Annotated in this window: 27 protein-coding genes; 16 read left to right on the top strand and 11 right to left on the bottom strand. The window is 68.7% G+C overall.

Features of this window, described 5'->3' with window-relative positions; genetic code table 11:
• The first annotated feature begins 56 nt into the window (after nt 1–56).
• From phnC to AC10V3_RS27565, 5 genes are all read left to right on the top strand, one after another.
• Complete coding sequence (gene phnC / locus AC10V3_RS27585) at nt 57–905, top strand: phosphonate ABC transporter ATP-binding protein (RefSeq protein ID WP_022538537.1); 849 nt, start codon at nt 57–59, stop codon at nt 903–905.
• Between the two features lie 75 nt (nt 906–980).
• The gene (gene phnD, locus AC10V3_RS27580) at nt 981–1,967 is read left to right on the top strand and encodes a phosphonate ABC transporter substrate-binding protein (protein WP_022538536.1); all 987 of its coding nucleotides are present in this window, start codon (nt 981–983) and stop codon (nt 1,965–1,967) included.
• Nucleotides 1,968–2,040: 73 nt separating this feature from the next.
• Nucleotides 2,041–2,853, top strand: coding sequence for a phosphonate ABC transporter, permease protein PhnE (gene phnE, locus AC10V3_RS27575; RefSeq protein ID WP_022538535.1), 813 nt, complete (start codon nt 2,041–2,043; stop codon nt 2,851–2,853).
• Between the two features lie 4 nt (nt 2,854–2,857).
• Nucleotides 2,858–3,394, top strand: coding sequence for a phosphonate degradation HD-domain oxygenase (locus tag AC10V3_RS27570; protein ID WP_349605951.1), 537 nt, complete (start codon nt 2,858–2,860; stop codon nt 3,392–3,394).
• Between the two features lie 32 nt (nt 3,395–3,426).
• The gene (locus AC10V3_RS27565) at nt 3,427–3,882 is read left to right on the top strand and encodes a GNAT family N-acetyltransferase (RefSeq protein ID WP_041682059.1); all 456 of its coding nucleotides are present in this window, start codon (nt 3,427–3,429) and stop codon (nt 3,880–3,882) included.
• 3 nt (nt 3,883–3,885) lie between these two features.
• Here AC10V3_RS27565 and phnN read toward each other — a convergent pair whose 3' ends face one another.
• The 4 genes from phnN to phnF form a co-directional block, all read right to left on the bottom strand.
• Nucleotides 3,886–4,467, bottom strand: a complete 582-nt coding sequence (gene phnN / locus AC10V3_RS27560; protein ID WP_022538532.1) for a phosphonate metabolism protein/1,5-bisphosphokinase (PRPP-forming) PhnN — start codon at nt 4,465–4,467, stop codon at nt 3,886–3,888.
• Complete coding sequence (locus AC10V3_RS27555; RefSeq protein WP_022538531.1) at nt 4,464–5,189, bottom strand: DUF1045 domain-containing protein; 726 nt, start codon at nt 5,187–5,189, stop codon at nt 4,464–4,466. The genes phnN and AC10V3_RS27555 overlap by 4 nt, the downstream gene beginning before the upstream one ends.
• Nucleotides 5,186–6,388: an alpha-D-ribose 1-methylphosphonate 5-triphosphate diphosphatase gene (locus AC10V3_RS27550; protein ID WP_022538530.1), complete on the bottom strand. Its 1,203-nt coding sequence runs from the start codon at nt 6,386–6,388 to the stop codon at nt 5,186–5,188. Before AC10V3_RS27550 ends, AC10V3_RS27555 begins: the two co-directional genes overlap by 4 nt.
• A gap of 68 nt (nt 6,389–6,456) precedes the next feature.
• A complete protein-coding gene (phnF, locus tag AC10V3_RS27545; protein WP_022538529.1) occupies nt 6,457–7,191 on the bottom strand; it encodes a phosphonate metabolism transcriptional regulator PhnF in 735 nt (244 codons plus the stop codon).
• A 179-nt stretch (nt 7,192–7,370) separates the two neighbouring features.
• Between phnF and phnG the strand changes: the two genes are divergently transcribed.
• The 7 genes from phnG to AC10V3_RS27510 are packed head-to-tail and all read left to right on the top strand — an operon-like array spanning nt 7,371 to nt 13,257.
• Nucleotides 7,371–7,871, top strand: a complete 501-nt coding sequence (gene phnG, locus AC10V3_RS27540; protein WP_041681773.1) for a phosphonate C-P lyase system protein PhnG — start codon at nt 7,371–7,373, stop codon at nt 7,869–7,871.
• On the top strand, nt 7,871–8,488 hold the full coding sequence (phnH, locus tag AC10V3_RS27535; RefSeq protein WP_490924310.1) for a phosphonate C-P lyase system protein PhnH: 618 nt from the start codon (nt 7,871–7,873) through the stop codon (nt 8,486–8,488). The genes phnG and phnH overlap by 1 nt, the downstream gene beginning before the upstream one ends.
• 1 nt (nt 8,489) lies before the next feature.
• Nucleotides 8,490–9,626, top strand: coding sequence for a carbon-phosphorus lyase complex subunit (locus tag AC10V3_RS27530; RefSeq protein WP_454753087.1), 1,137 nt, complete (start codon nt 8,490–8,492; stop codon nt 9,624–9,626).
• The gene (locus AC10V3_RS27525; RefSeq protein WP_022538525.1) at nt 9,623–10,525 is read left to right on the top strand and encodes an alpha-D-ribose 1-methylphosphonate 5-phosphate C-P-lyase PhnJ; all 903 of its coding nucleotides are present in this window, start codon (nt 9,623–9,625) and stop codon (nt 10,523–10,525) included. Before AC10V3_RS27530 ends, AC10V3_RS27525 begins: the two co-directional genes overlap by 4 nt.
• Nucleotides 10,522–11,298: a phosphonate C-P lyase system protein PhnK gene (gene phnK, locus AC10V3_RS27520; RefSeq protein WP_022538524.1), complete on the top strand. Its 777-nt coding sequence runs from the start codon at nt 10,522–10,524 to the stop codon at nt 11,296–11,298. Before AC10V3_RS27525 ends, phnK begins: the two co-directional genes overlap by 4 nt.
• A 5-nt stretch (nt 11,299–11,303) precedes the next feature.
• Nucleotides 11,304–12,029, top strand: coding sequence for a phosphonate C-P lyase system protein PhnL (gene phnL / locus AC10V3_RS27515; protein ID WP_490924320.1), 726 nt, complete (start codon nt 11,304–11,306; stop codon nt 12,027–12,029).
• Nucleotides 12,030–12,042: 13 nt separating this feature from the next.
• Complete coding sequence (locus AC10V3_RS27510) at nt 12,043–13,257, top strand: alpha-D-ribose 1-methylphosphonate 5-triphosphate diphosphatase (RefSeq protein ID WP_022538522.1); 1,215 nt, start codon at nt 12,043–12,045, stop codon at nt 13,255–13,257.
• Here AC10V3_RS27510 and AC10V3_RS27505 read toward each other — a convergent pair.
• Complete coding sequence (locus tag AC10V3_RS27505) at nt 13,254–14,099, bottom strand: IclR family transcriptional regulator (RefSeq protein ID WP_490924309.1); 846 nt, start codon at nt 14,097–14,099, stop codon at nt 13,254–13,256. The genes AC10V3_RS27510 and AC10V3_RS27505 overlap by 4 nt on opposite strands.
• Before the next feature lie 129 nt (nt 14,100–14,228).
• Here AC10V3_RS27505 and AC10V3_RS27500 point away from each other — a divergent pair, with 129 nt between their 5' ends.
• Together AC10V3_RS27500 and AC10V3_RS27495 are read left to right on the top strand one after the other, a co-directional pair.
• Entirely contained in the window at nt 14,229–15,215 is a 987-nt protein-coding gene (locus AC10V3_RS27500) for a Bug family tripartite tricarboxylate transporter substrate binding protein (protein ID WP_022538520.1), read from the top strand.
• A 73-nt stretch (nt 15,216–15,288) separates the two neighbouring features.
• Nucleotides 15,289–17,634 carry a cytochrome P450/oxidoreductase gene (locus AC10V3_RS27495; RefSeq protein ID WP_490924308.1) on the top strand — a complete coding sequence of 782 codons (2,346 nt, stop codon included), beginning with the start codon at nt 15,289–15,291 and terminating at the stop codon, nt 17,632–17,634.
• A gap of 25 nt (nt 17,635–17,659) precedes the next feature.
• Here the strand turns inward: AC10V3_RS27495 and AC10V3_RS27490 are convergent, their stop codons facing one another.
• Together AC10V3_RS27490 and AC10V3_RS27485 are read right to left on the bottom strand one after the other, a co-directional pair.
• Nucleotides 17,660–18,982, bottom strand: a complete 1,323-nt coding sequence (locus AC10V3_RS27490) for an NAD(P)/FAD-dependent oxidoreductase (RefSeq protein WP_022538518.1) — start codon at nt 18,980–18,982, stop codon at nt 17,660–17,662.
• Between the two features lie 9 nt (nt 18,983–18,991).
• The gene (locus AC10V3_RS27485) at nt 18,992–19,498 is read right to left on the bottom strand and encodes a GNAT family N-acetyltransferase (protein ID WP_022538517.1); all 507 of its coding nucleotides are present in this window, start codon (nt 19,496–19,498) and stop codon (nt 18,992–18,994) included.
• A gap of 236 nt (nt 19,499–19,734) precedes the next feature.
• On the opposite strand from AC10V3_RS27485, the gene AC10V3_RS27480 reads away from it, so the two are divergent.
• Nucleotides 19,735–20,400 carry an acetyltransferase gene (locus AC10V3_RS27480; RefSeq protein ID WP_041681771.1) on the top strand — a complete coding sequence of 222 codons (666 nt, stop codon included), beginning with the start codon at nt 19,735–19,737 and terminating at the stop codon, nt 20,398–20,400.
• A gap of 63 nt (nt 20,401–20,463) precedes the next feature.
• Here the strand turns inward: AC10V3_RS27480 and AC10V3_RS27475 are convergent, their stop codons facing one another.
• From AC10V3_RS27475 to AC10V3_RS27465, 3 genes are read right to left on the bottom strand one after another with little or no spacing between them, the layout of a single operon-like run.
• Nucleotides 20,464–21,447 carry an amino acid--[acyl-carrier-protein] ligase gene (locus tag AC10V3_RS27475; RefSeq protein WP_022538515.1) on the bottom strand — a complete coding sequence of 328 codons (984 nt, stop codon included), beginning with the start codon at nt 21,445–21,447 and terminating at the stop codon, nt 20,464–20,466.
• A gap of 9 nt (nt 21,448–21,456) precedes the next feature.
• On the bottom strand, nt 21,457–22,656 hold the full coding sequence (locus tag AC10V3_RS27470) for an acyl-CoA dehydrogenase family protein (RefSeq protein ID WP_022538514.1): 1,200 nt from the start codon (nt 22,654–22,656) through the stop codon (nt 21,457–21,459).
• Complete coding sequence (locus tag AC10V3_RS27465; protein ID WP_022538513.1) at nt 22,653–22,907, bottom strand: acyl carrier protein; 255 nt, start codon at nt 22,905–22,907, stop codon at nt 22,653–22,655. Before AC10V3_RS27465 ends, AC10V3_RS27470 begins: the two co-directional genes overlap by 4 nt.
• Nucleotides 22,908–23,167: 260 nt before the next feature.
• Between AC10V3_RS27465 and AC10V3_RS27460 the strand changes: the two genes are divergently transcribed.
• Complete coding sequence (locus tag AC10V3_RS27460) at nt 23,168–23,713, top strand: hypothetical protein (protein WP_490924307.1); 546 nt, start codon at nt 23,168–23,170, stop codon at nt 23,711–23,713.
• Nucleotides 23,714–23,779: 66 nt separating this feature from the next.
• Here the strand turns inward: AC10V3_RS27460 and AC10V3_RS27455 are convergent, their stop codons facing one another.
• Nucleotides 23,780–24,676, bottom strand: coding sequence for a LysR family transcriptional regulator (locus tag AC10V3_RS27455; protein ID WP_022538510.1), 897 nt, complete (start codon nt 24,674–24,676; stop codon nt 23,780–23,782).
• Nucleotides 24,677–24,820: the final 144 nt, after the last annotated feature.

The raw sequence follows: 24,820 nt of genomic DNA, 5'->3' as shown, positions 1-24,820 counted from the left end.
CGTTCTGTCATCCATCCCGGCCAGAATGCGCAGGTCATTCAAGCCAGGGAGTCGACATGACGCACGCAATCGAAGTCCTCGGGCTTTCCAAATCGTTCCGCGCGGACCGCAAGGCGCTTGACGATGTCACGTTGCACATCGCGCCAGGCGAGATGGTCGCCCTGCTGGGTGCATCGGGATCGGGCAAGTCCACACTGTTGCGCCACGTAGCCGGCTTTGTCGCAGGCGGCGCTGGCGAGATCCTCGTCAACGGCCGCCACGTGCAGCGCAATGGCCGGCTGGCCGGCAATGTGCGCAAGGTACGCGGCGAGATCGGCTTTGTGTTCCAGCAGTTCAACCTGGTGGGCCGCCTTCCGGTCATCACCAACGTGCTGGTCGGCATGCTGACCCGTATCCCCAAATGGCGCAGCCTGCTGCGCATCTTCAGGGCCGATGAAATGCAGGCCGGACTCGATGCCCTTGCGCAAGTTGGTATAGACGACTATGCGTTTCAGCGTGCCTCGACGCTCTCCGGCGGCCAGCAGCAACGCGCGGCTATCGCCCGCACGCTGGTGCAGAACGCTCGCGTGATCCTGGCCGACGAGCCGATCGCTTCGCTCGATCCGGAATCGTCGCGCCGCGTGATGTCGCTGCTGACGCAGATCAATCGCACCCGCAAGGTGGCGGTGCTGGTGTCGCTGCACCAGGTGGATGTGGCGATGCGCTACTGCCCCCGCGTGGTGGCACTGCGCCACGGCAAGGTGGTCTACGACGGCCCCTCCGCGGCGCTGACGCCGGCCATGCTGCGCGATCTCTATGGCACCGAGGCCGACGAACTGCTGCACGATTCCGTGCCCGAAGCGAATGAAGCCGCCGCGGCCATGCCGGCGCCGGCGATGGTCACGATGAACCTGGCGGCGGCGTGAGCAGCCACTGAGCGGCCACTGAGCACCCACCCGACCGCAGCCTTACCCCCAAGCCTTTCCCAACCGGAGTTGTCCATGCTTCGCAGAACCTTTATCGCCGTCGTGGCATCGGGCGTGGTCGCCCTGCCCGCCTTTGCGCAAGACGCCAAGAGCCTGAGCATCGGCTTTATCTCGACGGAATCGTCGTCGAACCTGAAGAGCGCCTGGCAGCCGCTGATCGACGATCTCAGCAAGACGCTGGGCGTGCCGGTCAAGCCGTTCTTCGCGTCCGACTACGCCGGCATCATCGAGGGCATGCGCTTTAACAAGGTGCAGATCGCCTGGTTCGGCAACAAGTCGGCGATGGAAGCGGTGGACCGCGCCAACGGCGAGGTCTTTGCCTCGGTGATCGACAAGGACGGCAACCCGGGCTACTGGTCGCTGCTGATCGTCAACAAGGATAGCGACCTGAAGAGCGTCGAAGACGTGATCAAGCGCGGCAAGGACCTGAGCTACGGCGCCGGCGATCCCAACTCCACCTCGGGCACCGCCGTGCCGGGCTACTACCTGTGGACGGCAAACAAGGTCGAGCCCAAGACGCTGTTCAAGGCCGTGCGCATCGGCAACCACGAAACCAACCTGCTGTCGGTGCTGAACAAGCAGGTCGACGTGGCGGTGAACAACACCGAGAACCTGGAGCGCTACCGCATCAACACGGGCAAGAATGCCTATGACCAGGTGCGCGTGCTGTGGAAGTCGCCACTGATCCCGGCCGATCCGATGGTCTATCGCAAGGACCTGTCGCCCGAGCTGAAGAAGAAGATCCAGACCTTCTTCGTCAACTACGGCAAGGGCGTCGACGCCGCGCGTGAAAAGCAGGTGCTGGCCACGCTGACCTACCAGGGCTTCCGCGCCTCGGGCGACGCGCAACTGGTGCCGATCCGCCAGATCGAACTGGCCCGCGAGAAGGCCAAGATCGAAACGGACACCACCCTGGCCGCCCCCGACAAGGAAAAGCGCCTGGCCGATGTCAGCCGCCGCCTGGCCGAGCTGGACAAGGCCGCCGCCACCAGCGCGCAATAAGCCTCACCCCGCAGGGGCCCGGCGCGTTGCCGGCCCCGCGTCGTCTTTTTATGTTGCCTGATTCGGATTGCCCATGACTGTCACCGCCACGCCCGGCCTCCCGCCCTCGCCGCAAAGCAACGTCCGGCCGCCGCGCACGTCCCTTGCCGTGTTGCTGACCTGGGCGGTCGTGCTGGCCTTGCTCGCCATGTCCTGGCAAGGCGCCGACATGCGCCCGCTGGACCTGCTGCGCGATTCCAACAACATGGCGAAATTTGCCGCCGATTTCTTCCCGCCAGACTTCCGCGACTGGCGGCACTACCTGGACGAAATGCTGGTCACCGTCCAGATCGCGCTGTGGGGCACGGCCATGGCCGTGGCGATGGCGGTACCGCTGGGCCTGCTGTGCTCCGCCAATATCGTTCCCGCGTGGGTCTACCAGCCGGCGCGCCGCGTCATGGACGCCTGCCGCGCCATCAATGAGATGGTCTTTGCGATGCTGTTTATCGTGGCCGTCGGACTGGGCCCGTTCGCGGGCGTGCTGGCGATCTGGATCCACACCACCGGCGTGCTGGCCAAGCTGTTTGCCGAAGCCGTGGAAGCCATCGATCCGCGCCCGGTCGAAGGCGTGCGCGCCACCGGCGCCGGCCCGATCGAGGAGATCGTCTACGGCGTGATTCCGCAGGTGCTGCCGCTGTGGCTGTCCTTTGCGCTGTACCGCTTCGAGTCGAACGTGCGTTCGGCCTCGGTGGTCGGCATTGTCGGCGCCGGCGGCATCGGCACCGTGCTGTGGGAGATCATCCGCAGCTTCCAGTACGGGCAGACCTGTGCCGTGATGATCATCATCATCCTGTTTGTCTCGGCCATCGACATCCTCTCCGCGCAGATCCGCAAGGTACTCGTCTGACCCCATGCTCACGCTCTCCCGCATCGAAACCCTGTTCGCCAGCCACGGCACCGCCTGGTACGGCGGCGAGGCCATCAGCCAGACGGTCCACGCGCTGCAGTGCGCGCAGTTGGCCGAGCAGGCGCGCGAGCCCGAGCCGCTGATCGTCGCGGCGCTGCTCCACGACGTCGGCCACCTGCTGCTGGCGGAAAGCACCGACACCGACATGCGCCACCAGGAGGTCGCCGCCGACGCGCTGGCGGAGCTCTTCGGCGACGAAGTCACCGAGCCCATACGCCTGCACGTGGCGGCCAAGCGCTTCCTGTGCGCGGTCGATCCCGACTACTTCGGCACGCTGTCGCCGGCCTCGGTGCAGAGCCTGGCGCTGCAGGGCGGTCCATACAACGAGGGGCAGGCGAATGCCTTCGCAGCCAACCCCCATGCCGATGCCGCGGTGCGCCTGCGCCGTTACGACGATCTGGCCAAGGTGGTCGACCTTGCCACGCCGCCACTGGCGCACTACCTTGAAATGGCTGCGCGTTGCGCGCGCCTTGCCGTGTAAGTGGCGTAAACGGCATGAACGGATTGCACGAAATGACCGAAGCCGTCCTGGCCCTGCGCGAGGTGCGCGGCTCCGATGCGGAGCTGCGGCACCTGTCGGCGCTGCTCGCCGCGATGGATGACGAGCCGCCGTTGCCGCTGGCCACGATGCGCGAGCGCTACGCAACGATGCGCCGCTACCCGGACTATCGCTGCTACCTGATGGTGGACGAGAACGGGGTGCCGCTCGGCACCTTCAGCCTGCTGGTATTTCCCGTGCTGGTCCACGACGGCCGCCCGGAGGCGATTGTCGAGGCCGTGGTGGTGGCGCCGTCGGCGCGCGGCATGGGCGTCGGCAAGGCCATGATGCGCGAGGCGATGCGCCTGGCGCGGGAAGCCGGCGCGGCCAAGCTGGCGTTGTCGTCGAACGCACGCCGGTTGCAGGCGCACCAGTTCTATCGCCGGCTCGGGTTCACCGAGCACGGCATCAGCTTCAGTATCGAGCTCTGAGAGTCAGGCCAGCGCGGAGGTGGCGCCCACCAGTTGTGCAAAGGCGTCGGCGGATGCCTGCAGCGCGCCGCTGTTGTCGATCTCGACCAGCCTGCACCCTGCCGGCACGTCGAAAGCCTGCCCCGCGCGGGCCAGCCGCCTGGCAATCGCCTCTTCCGACTCGCGGCCACGCTGGCGCAGGCGCGCGGCCAGCACTTCCGGTTTCACCCGCACGTGTACGGCGCACAGCTTCGGGTAGCGTGCCACGGCTTGCGGCAGGTATTCGCGCGAACCGTTGACGATCACCGTCAGGCCCTTTGCGAGCCACTGCTCGATCTCGACGCCGATGCCGTAGTGCAGGCCGTGGCTATGCCAGTTCAGCGCCAGGCAGCCGAGGGCCTTGCGGCGCTGGAACTCATCGGGGGTAAGGGCGACCGAGGCCTCGTTGGCGTCGGCGTCGCGCGTGATATAGCGATGCGCGACCACGATGGGGTCGTCCGGGCCCAGGCGCTCGCGCAGCGCGCGCAGCAGCGAATCCTTGCCGCTGCCCGAAGGCCCCATGACGTAGAACAGGCCGCGCCCGTCAGTGGCGGTGCGGGCGCTCATGCTTCGAGGTACGCCACGCCGGCGCCATCCGTGGTGCTGCCATTGAAGCCGTAGTGGCGCGCGGCAATGAAGTCATCGCCTGGCCGCGGCTGCACGAACACACTGATTCCGTCCACATGGAGCGGCGTTTCCAGCAGCTTGCCGCTGGCGGCGGACAGGCGCGCCAGCGCGGCGGCTTCGCCGGCGGCGTCGAGCATGCCGGTCAGCGTGATGTGGAAGATGAAAGTCTCGAATACGTACGGGTAGCCCCATGCATCCAGCATGCGGCGCTCGTCGGGCGTGAGCCGATCCGGCTTGCGTTTGGCGAGTTCCTCAGCACTGGCCGGTGCGCGGAAGCGCTCGAACGCCATCACGCAGGCATCGGCGAGCGCATGCATAGCGCGCGAGCCACCATCGTCCAGGCACCAGGCGATAAAGCCTCGCAGCGCGCGCAGCGCCAGCGCCGCGTCGAACGCCTCGCGCCCATGCGCAAAGCCGCGGGCGGCGGCGTCGAGCATCGAACCATCGGTGCCGTCCGCGAGCCGGAACGGCGGCTTCAGCGTGGCATGCAGGCCGTAGTGCGCCGGGGCCTTGACCCACTCGTCGGGCGGCGGCGCCATGCCTTGCGGCATGGGCAGCGCCGCCCCTGTATCGGCATCGCGGCTCAGCCACTGGCTGCCGAAGGATCGGAACGGTTCGGCCGGAGAAAGATAAATGGCGTAGCGGTGTGCTTGCATGCTCATGCGGCCAGGGTCCCGGCTTCGGCGAGATCGACCTGCGGCAGGAACGCCGCCGCATGCTTCAGTTCGCCATTGACGATGGTGGCGCAGACGCGCGGCAGGCCGGGCTGGCGGTCATCGACCAGGATGGCATCGGCGCGCAGGCCCGGGGCCAGTGTGCCGCGGTCGCGCAGGCCGGCGGCACGGGCCGGGTTGCGCGAGACCAGTTGCCAGGCGCCGGGCAGGTCCAGCACGCCCAGTTGTGCCAGCCGGAATGCGGCCTGCAGCGGCGCGGGATAGTTGTAGTCGGACGCCAGCACCGTGCACAGGCCGGCGGCCACCATCTCGGTCGCGTTGGGCGCGCCGGTATGGCTGGTGCCGCGCACCACGTTGGGCGCGCCGAACACGATAGCGTCGCCCAGCTGCCGGGCCAGCGTCGCGGCTTCGATGGTCAGCGGGAACTCGGCGATGCGGCAGCCCCGGCGGTGGTAGTGCTGGCGCGTGGCCACGTCCGGGTCGTCATGCGACGCCACCGGCAGCCCCGCGTCGCGTGCGGCGGCGATCAGGCGTGCCATCGCCGCCGGCACCTCCTGCGCATTGCCGCTGGCCGCGCGCAGGCGGCTGCGGAAGGTCTCGACGTCGCACTCGGCGCGCTCGGCGTATTGCTGCATCTTGCGCTCGTCGCCCATGCGGCGCGCCATCGTCGGCAGGTGGTCGTTGATGGCCAGCAGGTCTACGCGTCCAGCGGCCATCCATGACAGCGCGGTCTCAACACCGGCCAGGTGGTAGGCCTCGAAGCGCAGGTGCACCTTGTGCGCGGCGCCAAGCACGGGGCCGAGCTGCGCGATGGCTTCGAACATGCGCAGCGCATAGGCCTCGCCGCGCAGCCCGCCTTCCCAGGACAGCGTCACGCCGTGGAATTCGGTGGTGATCCCGTTCGCCAGCAACTGGCGATCCACGTCGAGCAGCGCGCCCGCGTACGGGAAGCTGACGCCGGGGCGCGGCATCACCGCGCGCTCGAAGGCGTCGCCGTGGATGTCGACAATGCCCGGCAGCACCAGCAGGTCGCCCGCATCGAGGCACGGGCCGGACGCCAGCGCTTGCTGCGCCACGTGGCCGTCGCGAAAGCCCAGCGTCGCCGGGCCGATGCCCGCGGCGCCCAGCACGCGGCGGCCCGTGATACCGGCCAGCGGCGGCGATTGAGTTAGGTTGGTCATGTGCATGGGCAAGACGTTAGCGCCGGTAGATGACAGACAGATGTCTAGACCAATGCGCCCGGCAACAACATTCCTCAGTCGCTGTCGGACACCGTGAGTTGCACCCAGTCGCCGGCAAACCGCGTCACGCTGTACTGCACCGGTGCGCCGTCGATATCGACGTTGAGTGCCTCGACCTGCAATACCGGCCGCGTCTTCGGCTGGTTCAGCAGGCGCGCGACCGGCGCGCTGGGCATGGCTGCGGTAATGCGCGACCACTTGCGCGTGTAGTCGGCAATGCCGAAGTGCGCCAGCGCGCGCGACACCGACTGCATGTCGCGCAGCACCGCGTCGATGCCGGGAAAGCGCTTGAGGTCGAAGTAATGCTCGGCCACGTCGATGGTGCGCTCCTCGGCCTTGCCGATCATCTGCACGTGCAGGATCTCGGCCGTGCGCGGCAGCCCCAGGTGCTTCGCCACCTCGGGCGCGCGCACCACCTGGCTGTCGAGGATCTCGGTGTGCCCGCGCATGCCCTGCGCGGCCAGGTTCTGCGAGAAGCGCGTGCGGCGCCCGATCGCGTAGTCGATCGCATGCTCCTGCACGAAGGTGCCGCGGCCCTGCTCGATCCGCACCAGTCCGCTCAGCTCCAGCTCGCCCATGGCGCGCCGGATGGTGTGGCGGTTCACGGCAAAGCGCGTGGCCAGCTCCGGCTCCGGCGGCAACTGCTCGCCGGGCAGGTACAGCTTCCTGCGGATGTCGTCCGCCAGCGCCTCGCCGATCTGGCGCCATACCGCCACGCCGGAACCCCGTTCTACTTCCCGATCAGACATGCTTGCCCTGCCCTCTTGTCATCAAGCGTTCACCAATGCCGTGCGATTGTGCCTCAGTTGCGCTCCCCTGTCGGGGTGCCTGACCACACTCCCGAGCCGTCATCAAACGTTCATCTGCCTGTGGTCTAGTAGCGGCGTGTTCAGGCAATAACATCTAAACGTATAGACGTATAGGGGTGATGATGCAAAGCGAAACCGCCGGCCCGGCCGGCATCGAAGCCAACGCGGCCCGCGCCGCCTGGCTGCGGGTGCTGGCAACAGCGCCAACGGAGGCGCTCGATGCCGCCTACACGCGGCTTGGCCAGGCCGCGGCCCTGCCCGCCTGGCGCCTGCTGCGCAAGCCGGAATCCGGCATGGCGATGGTGCGGGCCCGTGCCGGCGGCACCGGCGCCCAGTTCAACCTGGGAGAAATCACGGTCACGCGCTGCGCGGTCGTGCTGGAAGACGGCGATGCCGCAGGTACCGCGGGCGTGGCCTATATCCAGGGCCGCAGCGCGCGCCACGCGGAGCAGGCGGCCGTACTGGACGCGCTGCTGCAGCGCCCCGCCTGGCACCAGCGCGTGCAGGAGGTCGTGCTGGCGCCGCTGGCCAGCGCCCATGCCGCACGCGCCGCGCACGCAGCGGCCACCGCTGCCCAGACGCGCGTCGAATTCTTCACCATGGTCCGGGGAGAGGACTGATGACATCCGCCCAATCGATCCTCTCGGCCCCGGCCACTTCGCTGCTGCCGGGCTTCGACAATCCCGTCGACGATGCCCAGCAGGTGTTCCGCGCCACGCTGCATGCGTTTGCCCATCCGGGCCAGCTGCAAGCGATACCCGTGACCAGCGGCGTGCCCGAGGGCCTGTCGCCGTCGCTGGCAGCGCTGCTGCTGACGTTGGCCGATCCCGATACGCCGGTCTGGCTGCCGGCCGGCGTGCCCGCCGCGGCGCGTGCGTTCCTGCGCTTTCACTGCGGATGCCCGCTGACCGACGACCTCGGTGCCGCCACCTTTGTCTGCGTGCCAGCGGGGTACGCCATGCCCGCGCTGGCTGACTGTGCGCAGGGGCAGCCGGCCTTTCCGGACCGCTCGGCCACGCTGATGGTGGAAGTCTCCTCGCTCGCCGATGGCGACATGCTGACGCTGCGCGGCCCCGGCATCGAAACCACGCAGACGCTGCACGTGGCCGGGCTGCCGGCGGACTTCCGTGCCAGCTGGCGCGCCAACATCACCGGCTTCCCGCTCGGCGTGGACCTGCTGCTGGCCAGCGGCGACCGATTTTGCGCGCTGACGCGCACCACACACGTGGAGGACTGACATGTACGTAGCCGTCAAAGGGGGCGAACGCGCCATCCTGAACTCCTACCAGATGCTCGATACGTACCGCCGCGGCGACACCGCGGTGCCGGAACTCACGCTGGCCCAGATCCGCGAACAGATGCCGCTGGCAGTGTCGCGCGTAATGGCCGAGGGTTCGCTGTACGACCCGCACCTGGCCGCGCTGGCGCTGAAGCAGGCCGCCGGCGACCAGATCGAGGCGATCTTCCTGCTGCGCGCATACCGCACCACGCTCGCGCGGTTCGGCTATACCCAGCCGCTCGATACCGGCGCGATGCGCCTGCAACGCCGGATCTCGTCCACCTTCAAGGACGTGCCGGGCGGCCAGGTGCTCGGGCCGACCTATGACTACACGCAGCGCCTGCTGGACTTCTCGCTCGAAGCGGGCCGCGAGCCCGCCCCGCTGCCGCCCGCCGCCGAGCCCCTCGCCGCCAGCATGCCGCGCGTAACGGGCCTGCTCGAAGCCGAAGAACTGGTCGAAGCCGACGAGATCCCTCTCGGCGACCCGACCCCGCCGGACCTGACCCGCGAACCGCTGACCTTCCCCGCCAGCCGCGCCGCGCGCCTGCAGAACCTGGCGCGCGCCGATGAAGGCTTTTTGCTGTCGATGGGCTATTCGACGCAGCGCGGCTACGGCAACTCGCACCCGTTCGCGGCCGAGATCCGCTACGGCACGGCCGAAGTCGAACTGTTCGTCGAGGAACTCGGCTTTGCGGTGACGATCGGCGAGATCGAGCTGACCGAATGCCAGATGGTCAGCCAGTTCGCCGGCAGCGCCGACGAGGCGCCCCGCTTCACGCGCGGCTACGGCCTGGTGTTCGGCTACAACGAGCGCAAGGCGATGTCGATGGCGCTGGTGGATCGCGCGATGCGTGCGAAAGAGCTTGGCGAAGCCGCCGACGCCCCCGCCAACGATATCGAATTCATGCTGTACCACAGCGACAACGTCGAGGCCTCCGGCTTCGTGCAGCACCTGAAGCTGCCCCACTACGTGGACTTCCAGGCCAACCTGGAACTGCTGCGCCGCCTGCGCGCGGAGCAGGAAGCCGCCAGCCCCCCTGCCGTGCCGCCGCAAGGTGCACCGCAGCCACAGCCGCAAGAGGAGACGCTGGCATGACCGCCGCGAACGCATCCCCCACCGCGGGCCTTGCCCGCGACGACCACTACAACTTCGGCTATCTCGACGAATCCACCAAGCGCATGCTGCGCCGCGCGCTGCTGAAGGCCGTGGCGATTCCCGGCTACCAGGTCCCATTCGGCAGCCGCGAAATGCCGCTGCCCTATGGCTGGGGCACGGGCGGCATCCAGGTCACCGCCGCCATCATCGGCAAGCCGGACATGCTCAAGGTGATCGACCAGGGTTCGGACGACACCACCAACGCCATCAATATCCGCCGCTTCTTCGGCCGCGTGACTGGCGTGCAGACCACCGAGCGCACCGCCGAAGCCAGCATCATCCAGACCCGCCACCGCATTCCGGAAACGCCGCTGCGCGCGGGCCAGACCATGGTGTTCCAGGTGCCCATCCCCGAGCCGCTGCGCTGGCTGGAACCGAGCGAGAGCGAGACCCGCACCATGCACGCGCTGTCCGAATACGGCGCAATGCACGTCAAGCTCTATGAAGACATTGCCCATCACGGGCATATCGCCACCACCTACGACTATCCCGTGATCGTCAACCAGCGCTACATGATGCGGCCGTCGCCGATCCCCAAGTTCGACAACCCCAAGCTCGACCGCAGCCCCGCGCTGATGCTGTTCGGCGCCGGGCGCGAGAAGCGCGTCTATGCCGTGCCGCCGTACACCTCGGTCAGGAGCCTGGACTTTGCCGACCACCCGTTCACGGTGGAGAAATGGTCCAGCTGCTGCGCCCAGTGCGGCGCCACCGACAGCTACCTCGATGAAATCATCACCGACGACGCCGGCACGCGCATGTTCGTGTGCTCGGACACCGAGTACTGCGCCGACCGCCAGGCCGAGCAAGCCGTGAAGACTGCCGCGGGAGGTGCCCGATGAGCACGACCCCGCTGCTGTCAGTGCGCAACCTGACGCGCACCTGGGACGGCGTGCATGGCTGCCATGACGTCAGTTTCGATCTCTACCCCGGCGAAGTGCTGTGCGTGGTGGGCGAATCGGGCTCCGGCAAGAGCACGTTGCTGCAGGCCCTGTCGATGCAGGCGCCGCCGCAGCGCGGCAGCGTCAGCTACGACATGCGCGAATCCGGCCTGACCGACCTGGCCACGCTGTCCAGCGCACGCATGCGCCTGCTGGCCCGCACCGACTGGGGCTTCGTGCGCCAGCACGCGCGCGACGGCCTGCGCATGCAGGTCAGCGCCGGCGCCAATATCGCCGAGCGGCTGATGGCCGTGGGCGAGCGCCACTACGGCAACCTGCGCGAAGTCGCCGGCGCCTGGCTCGAAAAAATGGAAATCGACCTGGCCCGCCTCGACGACGTGCCCGGCACCTTCTCGGGCGGCATGCAGCAGCGCCTGCAGATCGCGCGCAACCTGGTCACGCATCCACGCCTGGTGTTCATGGACGAACCGACGGCCTCGCTCGACGTCTCGGTGCAGGCACGCCTGCTGGACCTGTTGCGCCGCCTGGTGTCCGACCTGGGCCTCGCCGCCATCCTGGTCACGCACGACCTGGCCGTGGCGCGCCTGCTGGCGCACCGCACGCTGGTCATGCAGGGTGGCCGCGTGGTCGAGCAAGGCCTGACCGACCAGATCCTCGATGACCCGCAGCACCCCTATACGCAGTTGCTGGTCTCCTCCATCCTGCAAGGCTGATGACGATGCAAGCAGAGAATGCACAGAAGCTGGTCGAGGTCCGCGGCCTCGGCAAGATGTTTACGCTGCACAACCAGGGCGGCATCCGCCTGCCGGTGCTGCGCGCGATCGATTTCGATGCGGCCCGGGGCGAATGCCTGGTGCTGTCGGGCCCGTCGGGCACCGGCAAGAGCACGTTGCTGCGCTGCCTGTACGGCAACTACCTGGCCACCGAAGGCAGCATCCGCCTGCGCGACACCAGCACCCCAGGCGAACCGTGGGTCGAGCTGACCAACGCGCCCGAGCAACGCGTGCTGAAGCTGCGCCGCGACGTGATTGGCTACGTCAGCCAGTTCCTGCGGGCGATTCCGCGCGTGTCGGCACTGGACGTGGTGGCCGATCCGCTGCAACAGCGCGGCGGCAGCCATGAAGAAGCCCGCGCCCGCGCCGAGGTGCTGCTGGCGCGCCTGAACCTGCCGCGCCGCCTGTGGGACTTGCCGCCGGCCACCTTCTCCGGCGGCGAGCAGCAGCGCGTGAATATCGCGCGCGGCCTGATCGGCGGCCACCCGATCCTGCTGCTTGACGAGCCGACCGCATCGCTCGATGCCGACAACCGCGCGGTCGTGATCGAGTTGATCCGCGAGGCACTCGCCGAAGGCCGCGCGCTGGTCGGCATCTTCCACGACGACGCCGTGCGCGATGCCGTGGCCACGCGCCTGCTGCCGCTGCAACCCGCCACCGCCCTCGCCTGACAGGAATCCGCCCATGCCTGCTACCTACCTGACCCACGCCACCCTGGTGCTGCCCGACCGCGTGCTGCACGACAGCGCGCTGCTGATCGAGGATGGCCACATCGCCGCCATCGAACCGGTCGCGGTCCCGGCCCACGCCACCGAGATCGACCTGCACGGCCACACCGTGATGCCGGGGCTGGTCGACGTGCATTGCGACGCCATCGAGAAAGAAGTCGAGCCGCGTGCCAACGTGCTGTTTCCGCTGGATTTCGCCGTGGCGCAGGTGGACCGCCGCAACGCCGCGGCCGGCATCACCACGCCGTACCACGCGCTGTCTTTCGCGGGCGATCACTTTGGCGTGCGCAACGTCGATACGGCGGCCACGCTGGTGCGCACCGTGGCCGCGTATCGCCGCCACAGCCTGGTCGACAACCGCATCCACTGCCGCTATGAAGTGACCGACGCAGGCGCGGTGCCGGTGCTTGAGATGCTGATGGCCGAGGGCGTGGTCGACCTGCTGTCCGTGATGGACCACTCGCCGGGCCAGGGCCAGTTCAAGACGCTGGATGCCTACCTGGCCTACATGATGGGCAACCACGGCATGAGCCGCGAAGAAGCCGCCGAAGCCGCCGGCAAGAAAGCAGCGGCGCTGGAAGGCGCGCACGAGCGCGTCGACCGGCTGGTGGCCATGGCCCATGAACTCGGCATCCCCACGGCCAGCCATGACGACGATTCGCCGCAACGCATCGCCGCCATGCAGGCGCTGGGCGTGCGCATGAGCGAGTTCCCGATCAACCTGGAAACCGCGCAGGCCGCCTGCGCGCAAGCGCTGCCGACCATCCTCGGCGCCCCCAATGTGCTGCGGGGCAAGAGCCAGAGCGGTTCCATGCGCGCGATCGACGCGATCCACGCGGGCGTGGGCACGATCCTTTGCTCGGACTACCAGCCTTCCACGCTGATCGCCGCCGCGTATGCCGCGGCGCGGCAGGCCGACCTGCCGCTGAACGAGGCGCTGGCCCTGGTCACCGCCAACCCCGCCGATGCCTGCCTGCTGAACGACCGCGGCCGCCTGGCGCCCGGACTGCGCGCCGACTTGATTGCCGTGTCCAGCGTGGCGGGCCAGCCGATGGTGACGCACACCTGGTCGGGCGGGCGGCTGGTGTTTGCCGCGGGCTATCCTTCGACGCGGCATGTGGCTGACGGCGAATCGCTGCTGCGCGAGGCCGCGGTGCGCGAAGTGGCCTAGGCGCCCGGCGCCGCGAACCCCAGCGCCGTGCTGACCGCGCGCGCCTCGCGCCGCACGGCGCTGCCGATGGGCCCGTCGATGGCCGGGTCGAATCCACCGGTGGCGCCCAGCGCAGTCAGCACCGCGCAGACACGGCCGGTGTAGTCGCGCACCGGCGCGGCCACCGCGCTGATACCGGTCAGGTTGATGTCGCGCACCCAGGCGCAGTCGTCGGCCTGCACGATGCGGCGCAGCGCGCCGATGGGATCCTTGCGATCGAGCAGCGCCAGTCGCGCCGGGCTGGCTTCGGCAAGCTCTTCCTCGGCCTGGGCCTGCACGCGATTCTCGTCGAGCAGCCCCAGGAACACGCGGCCGGTGGCCGACCACAGCAGCGACATCACCGACCCGGCGCGCACGTTCACCGTCACCGGCAAGCCCGGTTCCTCGAAGCGCATGATGGTCGGCCCCTTGTTGCCCATCACTGCGACAAAGCACGTGACTTCCAGCGTTTCACGCAGCCGCGCCAGCGCGGATTCGGCCAGCCGGATCGGGTCGGCCTGGCGCATCGCGGCCATGCCGATCTGCAGCGCTTCGAAGCCCAGGTGGTACTGCTGGGTGCCGGCCTCCTGCGCGACGAAGCCCTCTTCCACCAGGCTGACCAGGTAGCGGTGGACCTTGGCCGGGCTTTCGTCGATCTGCGCGGCCAGCGCGGTCAGGCTGGCGCGGCCGCCCAGTCTTGCCAGCCCCTTGAGCACCGCCATGCCGGTGACCGCCGACTGCACGCGCTGGCGGCGTTCGCGCGGGCGTGGGGCGGCGGCGGCTTTGGTGTTGGCGTCGGCGGATTTGGGGCGGGACGGGGCCATGACGGGAAGAAGGAGTGACAGCGCTGGTTCAAGGTTAACCCGCATTCAATCATTACGCAATGCGTATATGATTTACGCAAACTAGAAAACGAGTGCCGCACACCGGCTCGACAACAAGGAGACAAGCCCATGCCCCGCCCCCTGCGCAAGCGCCTCACCCTCGGCGCACTGGCCCTGCCCATGCTGGCAGCCATTCCCGCTTACGCCGCCGACACCTACCCCGCCAAGCCCATCCGCTGGATCGTTCCCTACGCCGCCGGCGGCGGCTCGGACTTCCTGGCGCGCACCATCAGCCAGGGACTGTCGACCAAGGTCGGCCAGCCGGTGGTAGTGGACAACAAGCCGGGCGGCAATACCGCCATCGGCGCGGCGGAGACGGCGCGCTCGGCGGCAGACGGCTATACCGTGCTGTCGGCGGACAACGGCACGCTGGTGTTCAACCCGGTGCTGTACAAGACGCTCTCCTACAACCCGGCCAAGGACCTGGCGCCAGTCACGCTGCTGGGCCGCTTCCCGATGATCCTGGTGGTGGGCGCAACCAGCCCGGTCAAGAACGCGAAGGAATTCATCGCCCAGGCGAAGACCACGCAAGGCGGCATCAACTACGGCTCGGCCGGCGCGGGCAGCCCCCACCACCTGGCGATGGAGCTGCTCAAGGTGGAAGCCGGCCTGCCGATGACGCACGCCCCCTACCGCGGCGCAGCGCCCGCGCTCTCCGACGTGGCCGCCGGCCAGGTGGCGGCGATGATGGTGGACTACGCCGCCGGCGCCGGCTTCATCAAGGGTGGCAAGGTGCGCCCGCTGGCCGTGGCCAACGCCACGCGCCTGCCGCAGTTGCCCGACGTGCCGACCTTTGCCGAACTGGGCTTCCCGCGCGTGGAAGCCGCCGCGCTGGTGGGCATGGTGGTGCCGGCCAGCACGCCGCCGGAGGTGGTCAATACGCTGAACAAGGACGTGGTCGCGGCGATTCGCGAGCCGGCCGTCAACAAGCGGCTGGTGGACTTCGGCGTGGAGCCGGTGGGCAACACGCCGGCGCAGTTCAGCGAGCTGTTGCGCACCGAGTCTGTCCGCTGGAGCAAGCTGATCCGCGACCTGAAGATCACGCTGGACAACTGAGGCCGGCAACCGTGTGACCCAAAGCCCGTCCGGCACCGACCGGACGGCAGTGCTTTAGCCAGGAGTACGCAGTATGGCCAATCCCTCCCCCGGTACCGCGCGCGGCGGCTGCCCCGTCGACCATTCCGCCTTCAAGGCGGCGCCCAACGGCTGCCCCGTCAGCCATAACGCGGCGGAATTCGATCCCTTCGGCGACGGCTACCAGCAGGATCCGCCCGAATACGTGCGCTGGTCGCGCGAGCAGGAGCCGGTGTTCTACAGCCCGAAACTGGGCTACTGGGTGGTCACGCGCTACGACGACATCAAGGCGATCTTCCGCGACAACCTCACCTTCAGCCCGTCGATCGCGCTGGAGAAAATCACACCCACCGGCGACGAGGCCAATGCCGTGCTGGCCTCCTACGGCTACGCGATGAACCGAACGCTGGTCAACGAGGACGAGCCCGCGCACATGCCACGCCGGCGCGCGCTGATGGACCCGTTCACGCCCGCGGAACTGGCCCATCACGAGCCGATGGTGCGCCGCCTGACGCGCGAGTACGTCGACCGCTTTATCGACGACGGCCGCGCCGACCTGGTCGACCAGATGCTGTGGGAAGTGCCGCTGACCGTGGCGCTGCACTTCCTGGGCGTGCCGGAAGAGGACATGGACCTGCTGCGCCAGTACTCCATCGCGCATACGGTCAACACCTGGGGCCGGCCCAGGCCCGAGGAACAGGTCGCCGTGGCGCACGCCGTCGGCAACTTCTGGCAGCTGGCCGGCCGCATCCTCGACAAGATGCGCGAGGACCCTGCAGGCCCGGGCTGGATGCAATACGGCCTGCGCAAGCAGAAGGAACTGCCCGAGGTCGTCACGGACTCGTACCTGCATTCGATGATGATGGCCGGCATCGTGGCTGCCCACGAAACCACGGCCAATGCCTCGGCCAACGCGATCAAGCTGCTGCTGCAGCATCCGGATGCCTGGCGCGAGCTCTGCGAGGATCCGTCGCTGATCCCCAACGCCGTGGAGGAATGCCTGCGCCACAACGGCTCGGTGGCGGCGTGGCGCAGGCTGGTGACGCGCGATGCGGAAGTGGGCGGCATCCAACTGCCGGCGGGCAGCAAGCTGTTGATCGTGACCTCGTCGGCCAACCATGACGAGCGGCATTTCGCCGATGCCGACCTGTTCGACATCCGCCGCGACAACGCCAGTGAACAGCTGACCTTCGGCTACGGCTCGCACCAGTGCATGGGCAAGAACCTGGCGCGCATGGAGATGCAGGTCTTCCTGGAAGAACTGACGCGCCGGTTGCCGCATATGCGGCTGGCCGCGCAGACCTTTACCTACGTGCCCAACACCTCGTTCCGCGGTCCGGAGCATCTGCTGGTGGAGTGGGACCCGGCGCAGAACCCTGAGCGCGGCAACCCGGCACTGCTCGACGTGCGCCAGCCGGTGCGCATCGGCGAGCCGTCCACCCACACCATTACCCGCACGGTGGTGGTCGAACGCGTCACGCCCGCCGCCGAGGGCGTGGTCCAGCTGCGGCTGGCGGCGCCCGACGGCAAGCCGCTGCCGCGCTGGGCGCCGGGCTCGCATATCGACGTGGAGTGTGGCGATACGGGGCTGTCGCGCCAGTATTCGCTGTGCGGCGATCCTGAGGACGCCGGTGCGCTGGAGATCGCCGTGCTGCGCGATCCCGACAGCCGCGGCGGCTCGGCCTGGGTGCACGGCAGCGTCAGCGTGGGCGACCGCCTGCGCATCCGCGGGCCGCGCAACCACTTCCGCTTCGACGAGGGCTGCCAGCGTGCGATCTTTATCGCCGGCGGCATCGGCATCACGCCGGTCAGTGCGATGGCGCGGCGCGCCCGCGCGCTTGGCATCGACTACGAATTCCACTACTGCGGCCGCTCGCGGCGCGCGATGGCGATGCTGGAGGCACTGCAGGCATTGCACGGCGACAGGCTGCATGTGTACGCCGGCGACGAAGGCCGGCGCGCCGACTTCGGCAGCCTGCTGGCGCAGCCGGATCACCGCACGCATGTCTACGCCTGCGGCCCGCAGCGCATGCTCGACGCGCTGGCCGCTTGCTGCGAAGCGTGGCCCGAAGACGCGCTGCGCGTGGAGCACTTCGTGTCGAAGCTCGGCACGCTGGATGCGTCGAAGGAACAGCCTTTTACCGTCGAGTTGAAGGATTCCGGCCTGGTGATGGAAGTGCCGGCCGACCAGACGCTGCTCACCGCGCTGCGCGGCGCCAAAATCGACGTGCAGAGCGATTGCGAGGAAGGCCTGTGCGGCTCCTGCGAGGTGCGCGTGCTGGCGGGACAGGTCGACCATCGCGACGTGGTGCTGACGCGCAGCGAGCGCGAGGCCAATCGCCGCATGATGGCGTGCTGCTCGCGCGCCTGCGGCGGAGGTCGGCTGGTGCTGGAGCTCTGAACGCGCCTGAGGCGACGACGAGCCCTCAGATCTCCCCGCCCGCCCCGGCCAGTTCGCGCCGCAGCCGCAGCGTGGCGCCGACCTTGCGCAGCGGATCGGGGGGTATCCACGTCGGCTGGCTGTTGGCAAGGATGAACCCCAGCTCGGCACTGTGCAGGCCGCTCATGTATTCGGCCATGTAGTGGCCCAGGTAGGTGCCCTTGGCCACGCCGACGCCATTGCAGCCCGCCACCGCGTACAAATTGTCGCCTTCGTGGCGAAACACCGAATGGTGGTTCAGGGTCATGCCGATCAGTCCACCCCAGGTATAGGCAAAGGCTTTGCCTGCCAGCGCCGGGAAGCGTGCCTCGAACGAGCGGCGGTGCTGGTCGCGCGCCTCGTGCAGGTGCGCCTCGCGCGTGCGCAACGCTGGCTGGTAGTGGAAGGTATTCCTGACGAAGAGGCGGCGATCGGGGGTGAAGCGGACGGTCGTGCCCGCCGGATGCGCCGATGTGGTTCCCCACGGCCGCACCTCCGGGAAATGTTCGGCGGCCTCGGCCTGCGTCAGCGGCTCGGTCAGGCTGGCGTAGGTGAACAGCGTGGCGACCCGGTTGCGCGCCTGGCCGAAGGCTTCGCTGAAGCTGCCGACAGTCAGCGCCAGTCGCTCCGCGCGCAGGCTGCCGTGCGCGAAGCGCAGGGTATGGTGCGCGCCGTGCTCGCAACCCAGCACCGGGCTGGACGAAAACAGCGTGACCGATTCCGGCAGCGATGCCGCCAGGCCACGCACCAGCGCTGCCGGGTTGACCAGCACATTGCCCGGCGTATACACCGCGGCGCGGTAGTAGCCGGTGCCCAGCCTGCGCGCCAGCCCCTGCCCTTCAATGAATTCCGAGGGAAAGCCGGCCGCGTTCAACGCGGCCGCAAAGCGTTCCAGGGCGCCGACATGCCGCGCTTCATGTGCTGACATGTATTTGCCGGCATCGTGCCAGGCGCAATCGATCCCGTACTGGTCCCTGAGGCGGCGCAGCCGTTCGATGGCGGTGGTATTGAGCGCATAGAGCTGGCGGTCGTGCTCGGCGCCGGCATCGCCGCCGTCCACGTTGTGCGGCACGTCGATAATGAAGCCGGCATTGCGGCCCGATGTGCCCTGCCCGACCTCGAGCGCTTCCACCAGCGCAATGCTGGCCTGCGGATGCAGCTCGGCCAGCCTGCGCGCCAGCGCCACGCCCGTGAAGCCGGCGCCGACGATGGCGAAGTCAAAGTGCGTGTCGCCGGTCAGCCGTTTGCCAAGTGGCGTATGGCGCGATGGCGAGGTCTCGAACCAGCCGGGATTACCGTCGATGGCCGGGAGTCTGCGAATCGGGTGCATCGGGCGAGTTCAGGCGGTGGCGTTGAACGCGTCGTGATAGCGCACCGTGCCGCTCGGATAGCCACCATTGAACGCCAGCGCCTGGAAATATTCGGGCGGCACGCCTTCCAGCACCAGCCCGGGCCGGGCCGCAAAGCCGAAGCGCCCGTAGTACCCCGGATCGCCCAGCACCACGCAGCCGGCCGCACGCAGTCGCCGCAACTCGGCCAGCGCGGCCTGCATCAGTTGCGTGCCGATGCCCTGCCCTTGCCGGTCAGGCGCCACCGAGATCGGGCCCAGCCCGAACCAGCCCGCCGCGCCGGACGAGACCCATACCGGCGAAACCGCGACGTGCCCCACCAGCACTTCGCCATCCTGTGCCACCAGCGATACCGTCAACTGGCCTGCGCAGCGCAGCGCGTTGACGATAAACGCCTCGGTCTGGCTGGCGTGCGGTGCCGCGCGGAAGGCGGCAGTGGTCAGTTGCGCGATGCGGTCGGCGTCAGACGGTACTTCAGGACGGATATGCAGGGACATGGGGCAAGGTCTTGGCTGGCCGGATTCGGGCAAGGGAGCGATTCTAGCGTGCCGCGGCCGGACAGCCGTCGCGTGCGCCCTGTTGCAGGCGCGCTGCGGCACGCCATACCGTCCGTGCGCCCGCGCACGCAAGCCCGCCACAAGGCGTATCCCGGAGAGCAATAATGGCCCGAATCGCATGGCCGCCCCGGCGCCCATGCCGGCCCCCAATTGCCCGCCGCGGGAGGCTCCGAAACATGCCGCTGATCAACGCCCTGCGCGTATTTTCTGTCGTCATCGCCGGCGCGGGCGGATTCGCGCAGGAAATCTTCGAGTACGTCGAAGGTGAGGCCCGCCGGGGCGGCGCGCGTGTCGCCGGCTACATCGACGACGATCCGGGCAAGGTACTCGACGGCATCGCGCTGCCGCACCTCGGCACGACCTGGGACTTCCGGCCGCAAGACGGGCAAGCCGTGATCGTGGCCATCGGCTCGGTCGACGCGCGCCGCGAGATCATCGGCCGGCTCACCGGCAGGGGCGTGCCGGTGCCGACCTACCTGCACGGCGCGGCCATCGTTTCGGACGCGGCCGCGATCGGGCCCGGCAGCATCGTCTGCCCGCTGGCGATCATCAACCGCGGCGCCACCCTGGGGGCGGGCGTGCTGGCCAATGTCCACTGCAGTGTCGGCCATGGCGCCGGCGTGGGGGAGTATTCCGTGCTGTCGCCGGGCGCCATCCTGAACGGCGACGCCGCCGTGGGCGCGCGCTGCTTCCTCGGCACGCGCGCGACCATCTATCCCGGCGTGCGCATCGGCGACGACTGCGTGGTCGACTCGCACACCGGCGTGTCGACCGGCACCGGCGATCGCAAGTTCATTACGTCGGGGTCGCAGCAGATCACCGTGAGAAGGATCGCCGGCTGACTTGCGAAACGCCGCGTGCGGCGGGCCGGATCCACCGGCCTGCCGCACGCACCGTCAACGGCGTCAGATATTGCCCAACGCTGCCCTGACGCTCTTCGGCCACCGCTGCAACTCGAGGCCATGCTGCCGCAGCAACGCCAACGTCAGCCGGTCGATGCCGAATGCCGCACAGCCGGTGTGGGCCTTCTCGCCATCCGCAGTGCGCAACGTCCACACGGTGGAGAAATGATCGACGTGGTAGTTGAAGCTCATGCACGCGGTGGGCGGCGCGCCGTCGTTCACCGGGATCAGCAGCTCGAACTTGAGCTTGAGTTCGCGCTGGTTGTCGGCCACCAGCTTGCCGCCGCGGCCGAAGAAGGGATCGTTGGCCACGTCCAGCGTGTGCGGCAGTTCCAGCTGGTCAGCCAGTGCCTTGCCGCGCTCGATCCACATCTGGCGGAAGGCCAGGATCTGCTCCGCGCTGCCAAGCCGCACGTATTCGCGCATGCGGAACATCTGCATGCGGGTCGGCTCCAGCGAGGGCTCGTGCCGGAAGCAGTACGAGAACACATCGACCACGCGGCCTTCGGGCGGCAGCGGCCCCTGCCGCGCGATCACCGGGTAGATCGGGTAGCACGCGGCCGGGGTCAGCACCACGCGCGTGGCCCGCTGCTGGTCGGTCCAGTCCTCGCCGTCCTCCAGCCGCGCCAGCAGGCGGAAGTGGTCGCGCTCGTTGCCGCAGAAACTGTGTACGGTGCCGGCCAGCTGCGGGAAGCTCTTCAGGTATTCGCTGTCCTCGAAATCCTTGCGCGGCGTGGTGGGCGGAAAGCGCATCACCTCGGCCTGCTGGTCGGCGCCGGCCTGGGTGACCAGGGCGTTCATGCCCTCGGCAATGGCTTCGTACAGGCCGCTGCGACCATAGATGCCGTCCACGCCGGTGGGGATCAGGATACCTGCGTCGATCAGCGACTGCAGGAAAGTCGGCGTCGCGTAGCCGGTGCCGGCCACGGAGGGTTCTGCCGGGTCTGGGTCCGGCAGCCCGCTGACATTGTCGAGGCTGGCTTCCATGCTTTCTCCTCAGGAGGAACGTTCCGCCAGCAACAGGTTGGCGGTATTGGTCAGGATGCGGTCGTTGTTGATCATCAGCGGCGCGGACCACAGGTCGCGCAGGTGGCGGCCGAGGCTGTAGGGCGTGCCCTGCTTGTAGCCGGCCATGCCGCATACCAGCAGCGCGGTCTGCACGGCCTCGATGGCCAGTGTCGACACGCTGGTCTTGACGCTGTTCATTTCCGCCGCCAGCGCGAACGCCGCCGACATGCCGCCGCCCTGGCGGTGCCGGCGATAGTGGATCAGCGCCAGCTCGACGCGGCTCTCCATCAGCTGGATGGTGGCGACCGCCTCGGCCACGCGTGTGGCGGACGGAGGCAGCACGCCCGGACGCGCGCGCGCCTGGCCGCGGAACAGGGTCTTGGCGCGCTGCACCGCGTCGGCGGCCACGCCGGTCCACAGCGCGGCCCAGACGATATGCGAGAACGGCGTCATGGTGGCTTCGGCAATCTCCCCGAATGGCACCGGCAGCACCTGTTCGACGCTGCCGCGCGCCTCCAGCCGGAAGCCGTTGCTGCAGGTGCCGCGCATGCCCATCGTGTCCCAGCCGGACAGACACTCCAGCGTGTAGTCGGGCTTGAGCACGCAGACCAGCACCTGGTCCGACGGCGCCGCATCGGGATGGCGGCGCGCGGTGACCAGGATGCCGTCGGCATGCGCGCCGTAGGAGATCGTGGGCGCCATCTTGAGCAGGTGCAGTGCGCCGTTGTCGGCATTGACCGCGCAGCCGCTGGTGCGCAGCGCGCCGCCGATGCTTTCTTCAGAGGTGGCGGAAGCCAGCAGCAGCTGCTCGCCGGCCAGGCGGCGCAGCAGGTCTTCATGCCAGGCGCTGCCGATGCCGTGGTCGACCACGCACGCCACCTGGATCTGGTGCATCGCGTAGATCATGCCGGTGGCCGCGCAGCCGCCGCCCAGTATCCGGCAGATGGCGGCGATGGTTTCCGGCGAGGCACCGCAGCCGCCGTACTCGGGCGGCACCAGCGCGCCAAGCAGCCGCTGCTCGCGCAGCGCGGCCATGGCCTGTTCGGGGAAGACCGCGTCGCGGTCGACCTGGTCGGCATGGCGGGCCGCAAGCTCCGCCACCGTACGTGCCGCGGCCAGCAGCGCGGCGGGATCGGCGGCCCCGGCCTCGGCCGGGCTGCCCTCCACGCTGGCCAGTACCGGCCTCATGCTGCCTCCCGCGGCGAGGTGCTCAGTTGTGCGGCGGCGGCCGCCAGCGAGTCGATGCTGCGGAACAGCTCGCGGTTGAGCATGGTGTCGGGAATCTCGAAGCTAAAGGCATTTTCCAGGGCGAGCATCAGGTGGACGCTCGCCACCGAGGTCAGGCCCGCCTCGTACAGGTCGGCGTCGTCGGCCAGCGATTCGACCGGCACGTCCAGCCTGGCCACCTGGGCCAGGATGCCGCGAATGATGTTTTTCATGCATGCGCCTCCGGAGATCACCCCTTCAGGGGATGGACCCATTGCGCCATATGCGCCGCATCCGCTTCGGTACGTTGACGCACCAAGCCGCGTATCCGCAAGGCAACACGCAGTGGCCAATTGCGCCACACTGGGTGCCGCGGCAGGCTCTGGCCGCTTTGCAAGCCCCCGTTGCGCTGTAGGACAGCGCCTGACAACGGCGGCAAGGGGCCGAGGCTACAGTAGCAGCGCGACCCCCAGGCACGTGTTTCCGTATCGCCATGCCCCCAGATCCTGCCGCCCCTACCCGACTTTCGTTCCCCGATGCCGCCGCGCGTCTGTGCCTGACCTGTCTTGCCGCCACGCTGGCGGTTCCGGCCGCCCTGGCGGCAACGCCTGCCGAACCCTCGCAGCTGTCAGGGCTGGCCACCCTGCTGCTGGGCACGGTGCGCGGCAAGCCCACCGGCATGACCGGCGTCACGCGCCTGACCGCCGGCGATGCCGAGCGGCAGTTACGCATGGCTTGCCAGGAGCTGAAGCGGGCCGGCCCGGTCGACCTGGACGACTCCACCCGCTTCGACGGCTGCGTGACCAGGCCGGGCAAGATCGTTGAGTTCCAGCTGAAGGTGTGGGGCGTGGATGCCTCGCGCGAGGACACGCGCGAGTTCATGGCCTCGGCCAAGCCGATCCTGGAGCGCGGCATCTGCCGCAACCCGGATGTGCCGGTGCTCGGCAAGCTCGGCGTGACCTTGCACTATCACTATGTGGCGGGAAGGCAGTCGCTGGTGTTGCTGGATATTCCGCCGGACCACTGCGTGCGCAAGTGAGCGGCGCGCGCGGCCGGCAGGTACCGCATCGCTGCACTTGCCTCGGGAACGTGCACAGCCCGGAGCCTAGCCCTCGCCCAGCATCTCCTCGCAAACCGCCAGCCAGGCCCGCGCCGCGTGCGACAGGTAACGTCCTGGCGACCAGATATGCGCCATCGTCCAGTCCACCGCCGGCTCGGTCAGGCGTGCCATCGCCAGCGTGTCCTGGCCCTGCAGTCGCTCGGCCAGCGGTTGCGGCAGGAAGGTAGTGCCCAGCCCCGCCGCCGCCATCGAGGCGAGGAAATCCCAGTGACCGCTGCGCGCCACCACGCGCGGTTCGATGCGCGCCTCCAGGAAGGCCTGCCGCAGCTTGCGCGTCAGCGAGAAATCGTCGGTCAGCATGACCAGCGGCTCGTCGCGCAGCGCGCCCAGCGAGACCGTGCGACCGCGCGCCCAGCTGGCCTTGCGCGGGCCCACGGCCCAGATCGGGTAGCGCCCGAACTGGCGCGTCTCCAGCGCCAGGCCGCTGTCGCCGGGCAGCACGGTGGCGCCGACTTCCAGTTCGCCACTGGCCACCAGCTGCTCCACCACCTGCCCGCCGTGCTCGTCCAGCGTCAGCAACAGGTTGGGATAGCGTTGTCGGAACGCGCTGACCGCGGGCGAGAAAAACAGGTTGACCATCGGCGGGATCCCCACCGTCAGCTGCCCGCGGCCGAGCGAGGACAAGTCGGCCACTTCCAGCGTCAGCCGGTGGACCACGCCCAGCGCCTCCTGCCCGCGCTCGTAGACCACGCGGCCGACGTCGGTCAGGCGCACGCTCTTGCCTTCGCGGATCAGCAGCGGCTGGCCGACCTCGTCCTCCAGCTGTTTCACCATCTTGCTGATGGTCGACTGGGTCACGAAGAGCGAGGTGGCGGCCTGGGTGAAGCTGCGCAGGCGCGCGGTCTCGACGAAATAGCGCAGGGCGCGGATATCGATGGGCATCGTGGCGATGGTATGCGGAAGCCCGGTTGCACAGGCGCTCGCATCCATGAACAAATGGAATGGAGAGGCCAATATTAAATCATGAATGGAATGCGGAAGGTTTGGCTACACTTCGCTTCCACGCATTGCCCCTGCCCGACCGCG

The sequence above is a fragment of the Cupriavidus sp. PB-02 genome, assembly GCF_058252315.1.
This window is presented reverse-complemented; position numbering and strand designations above follow the sequence as displayed.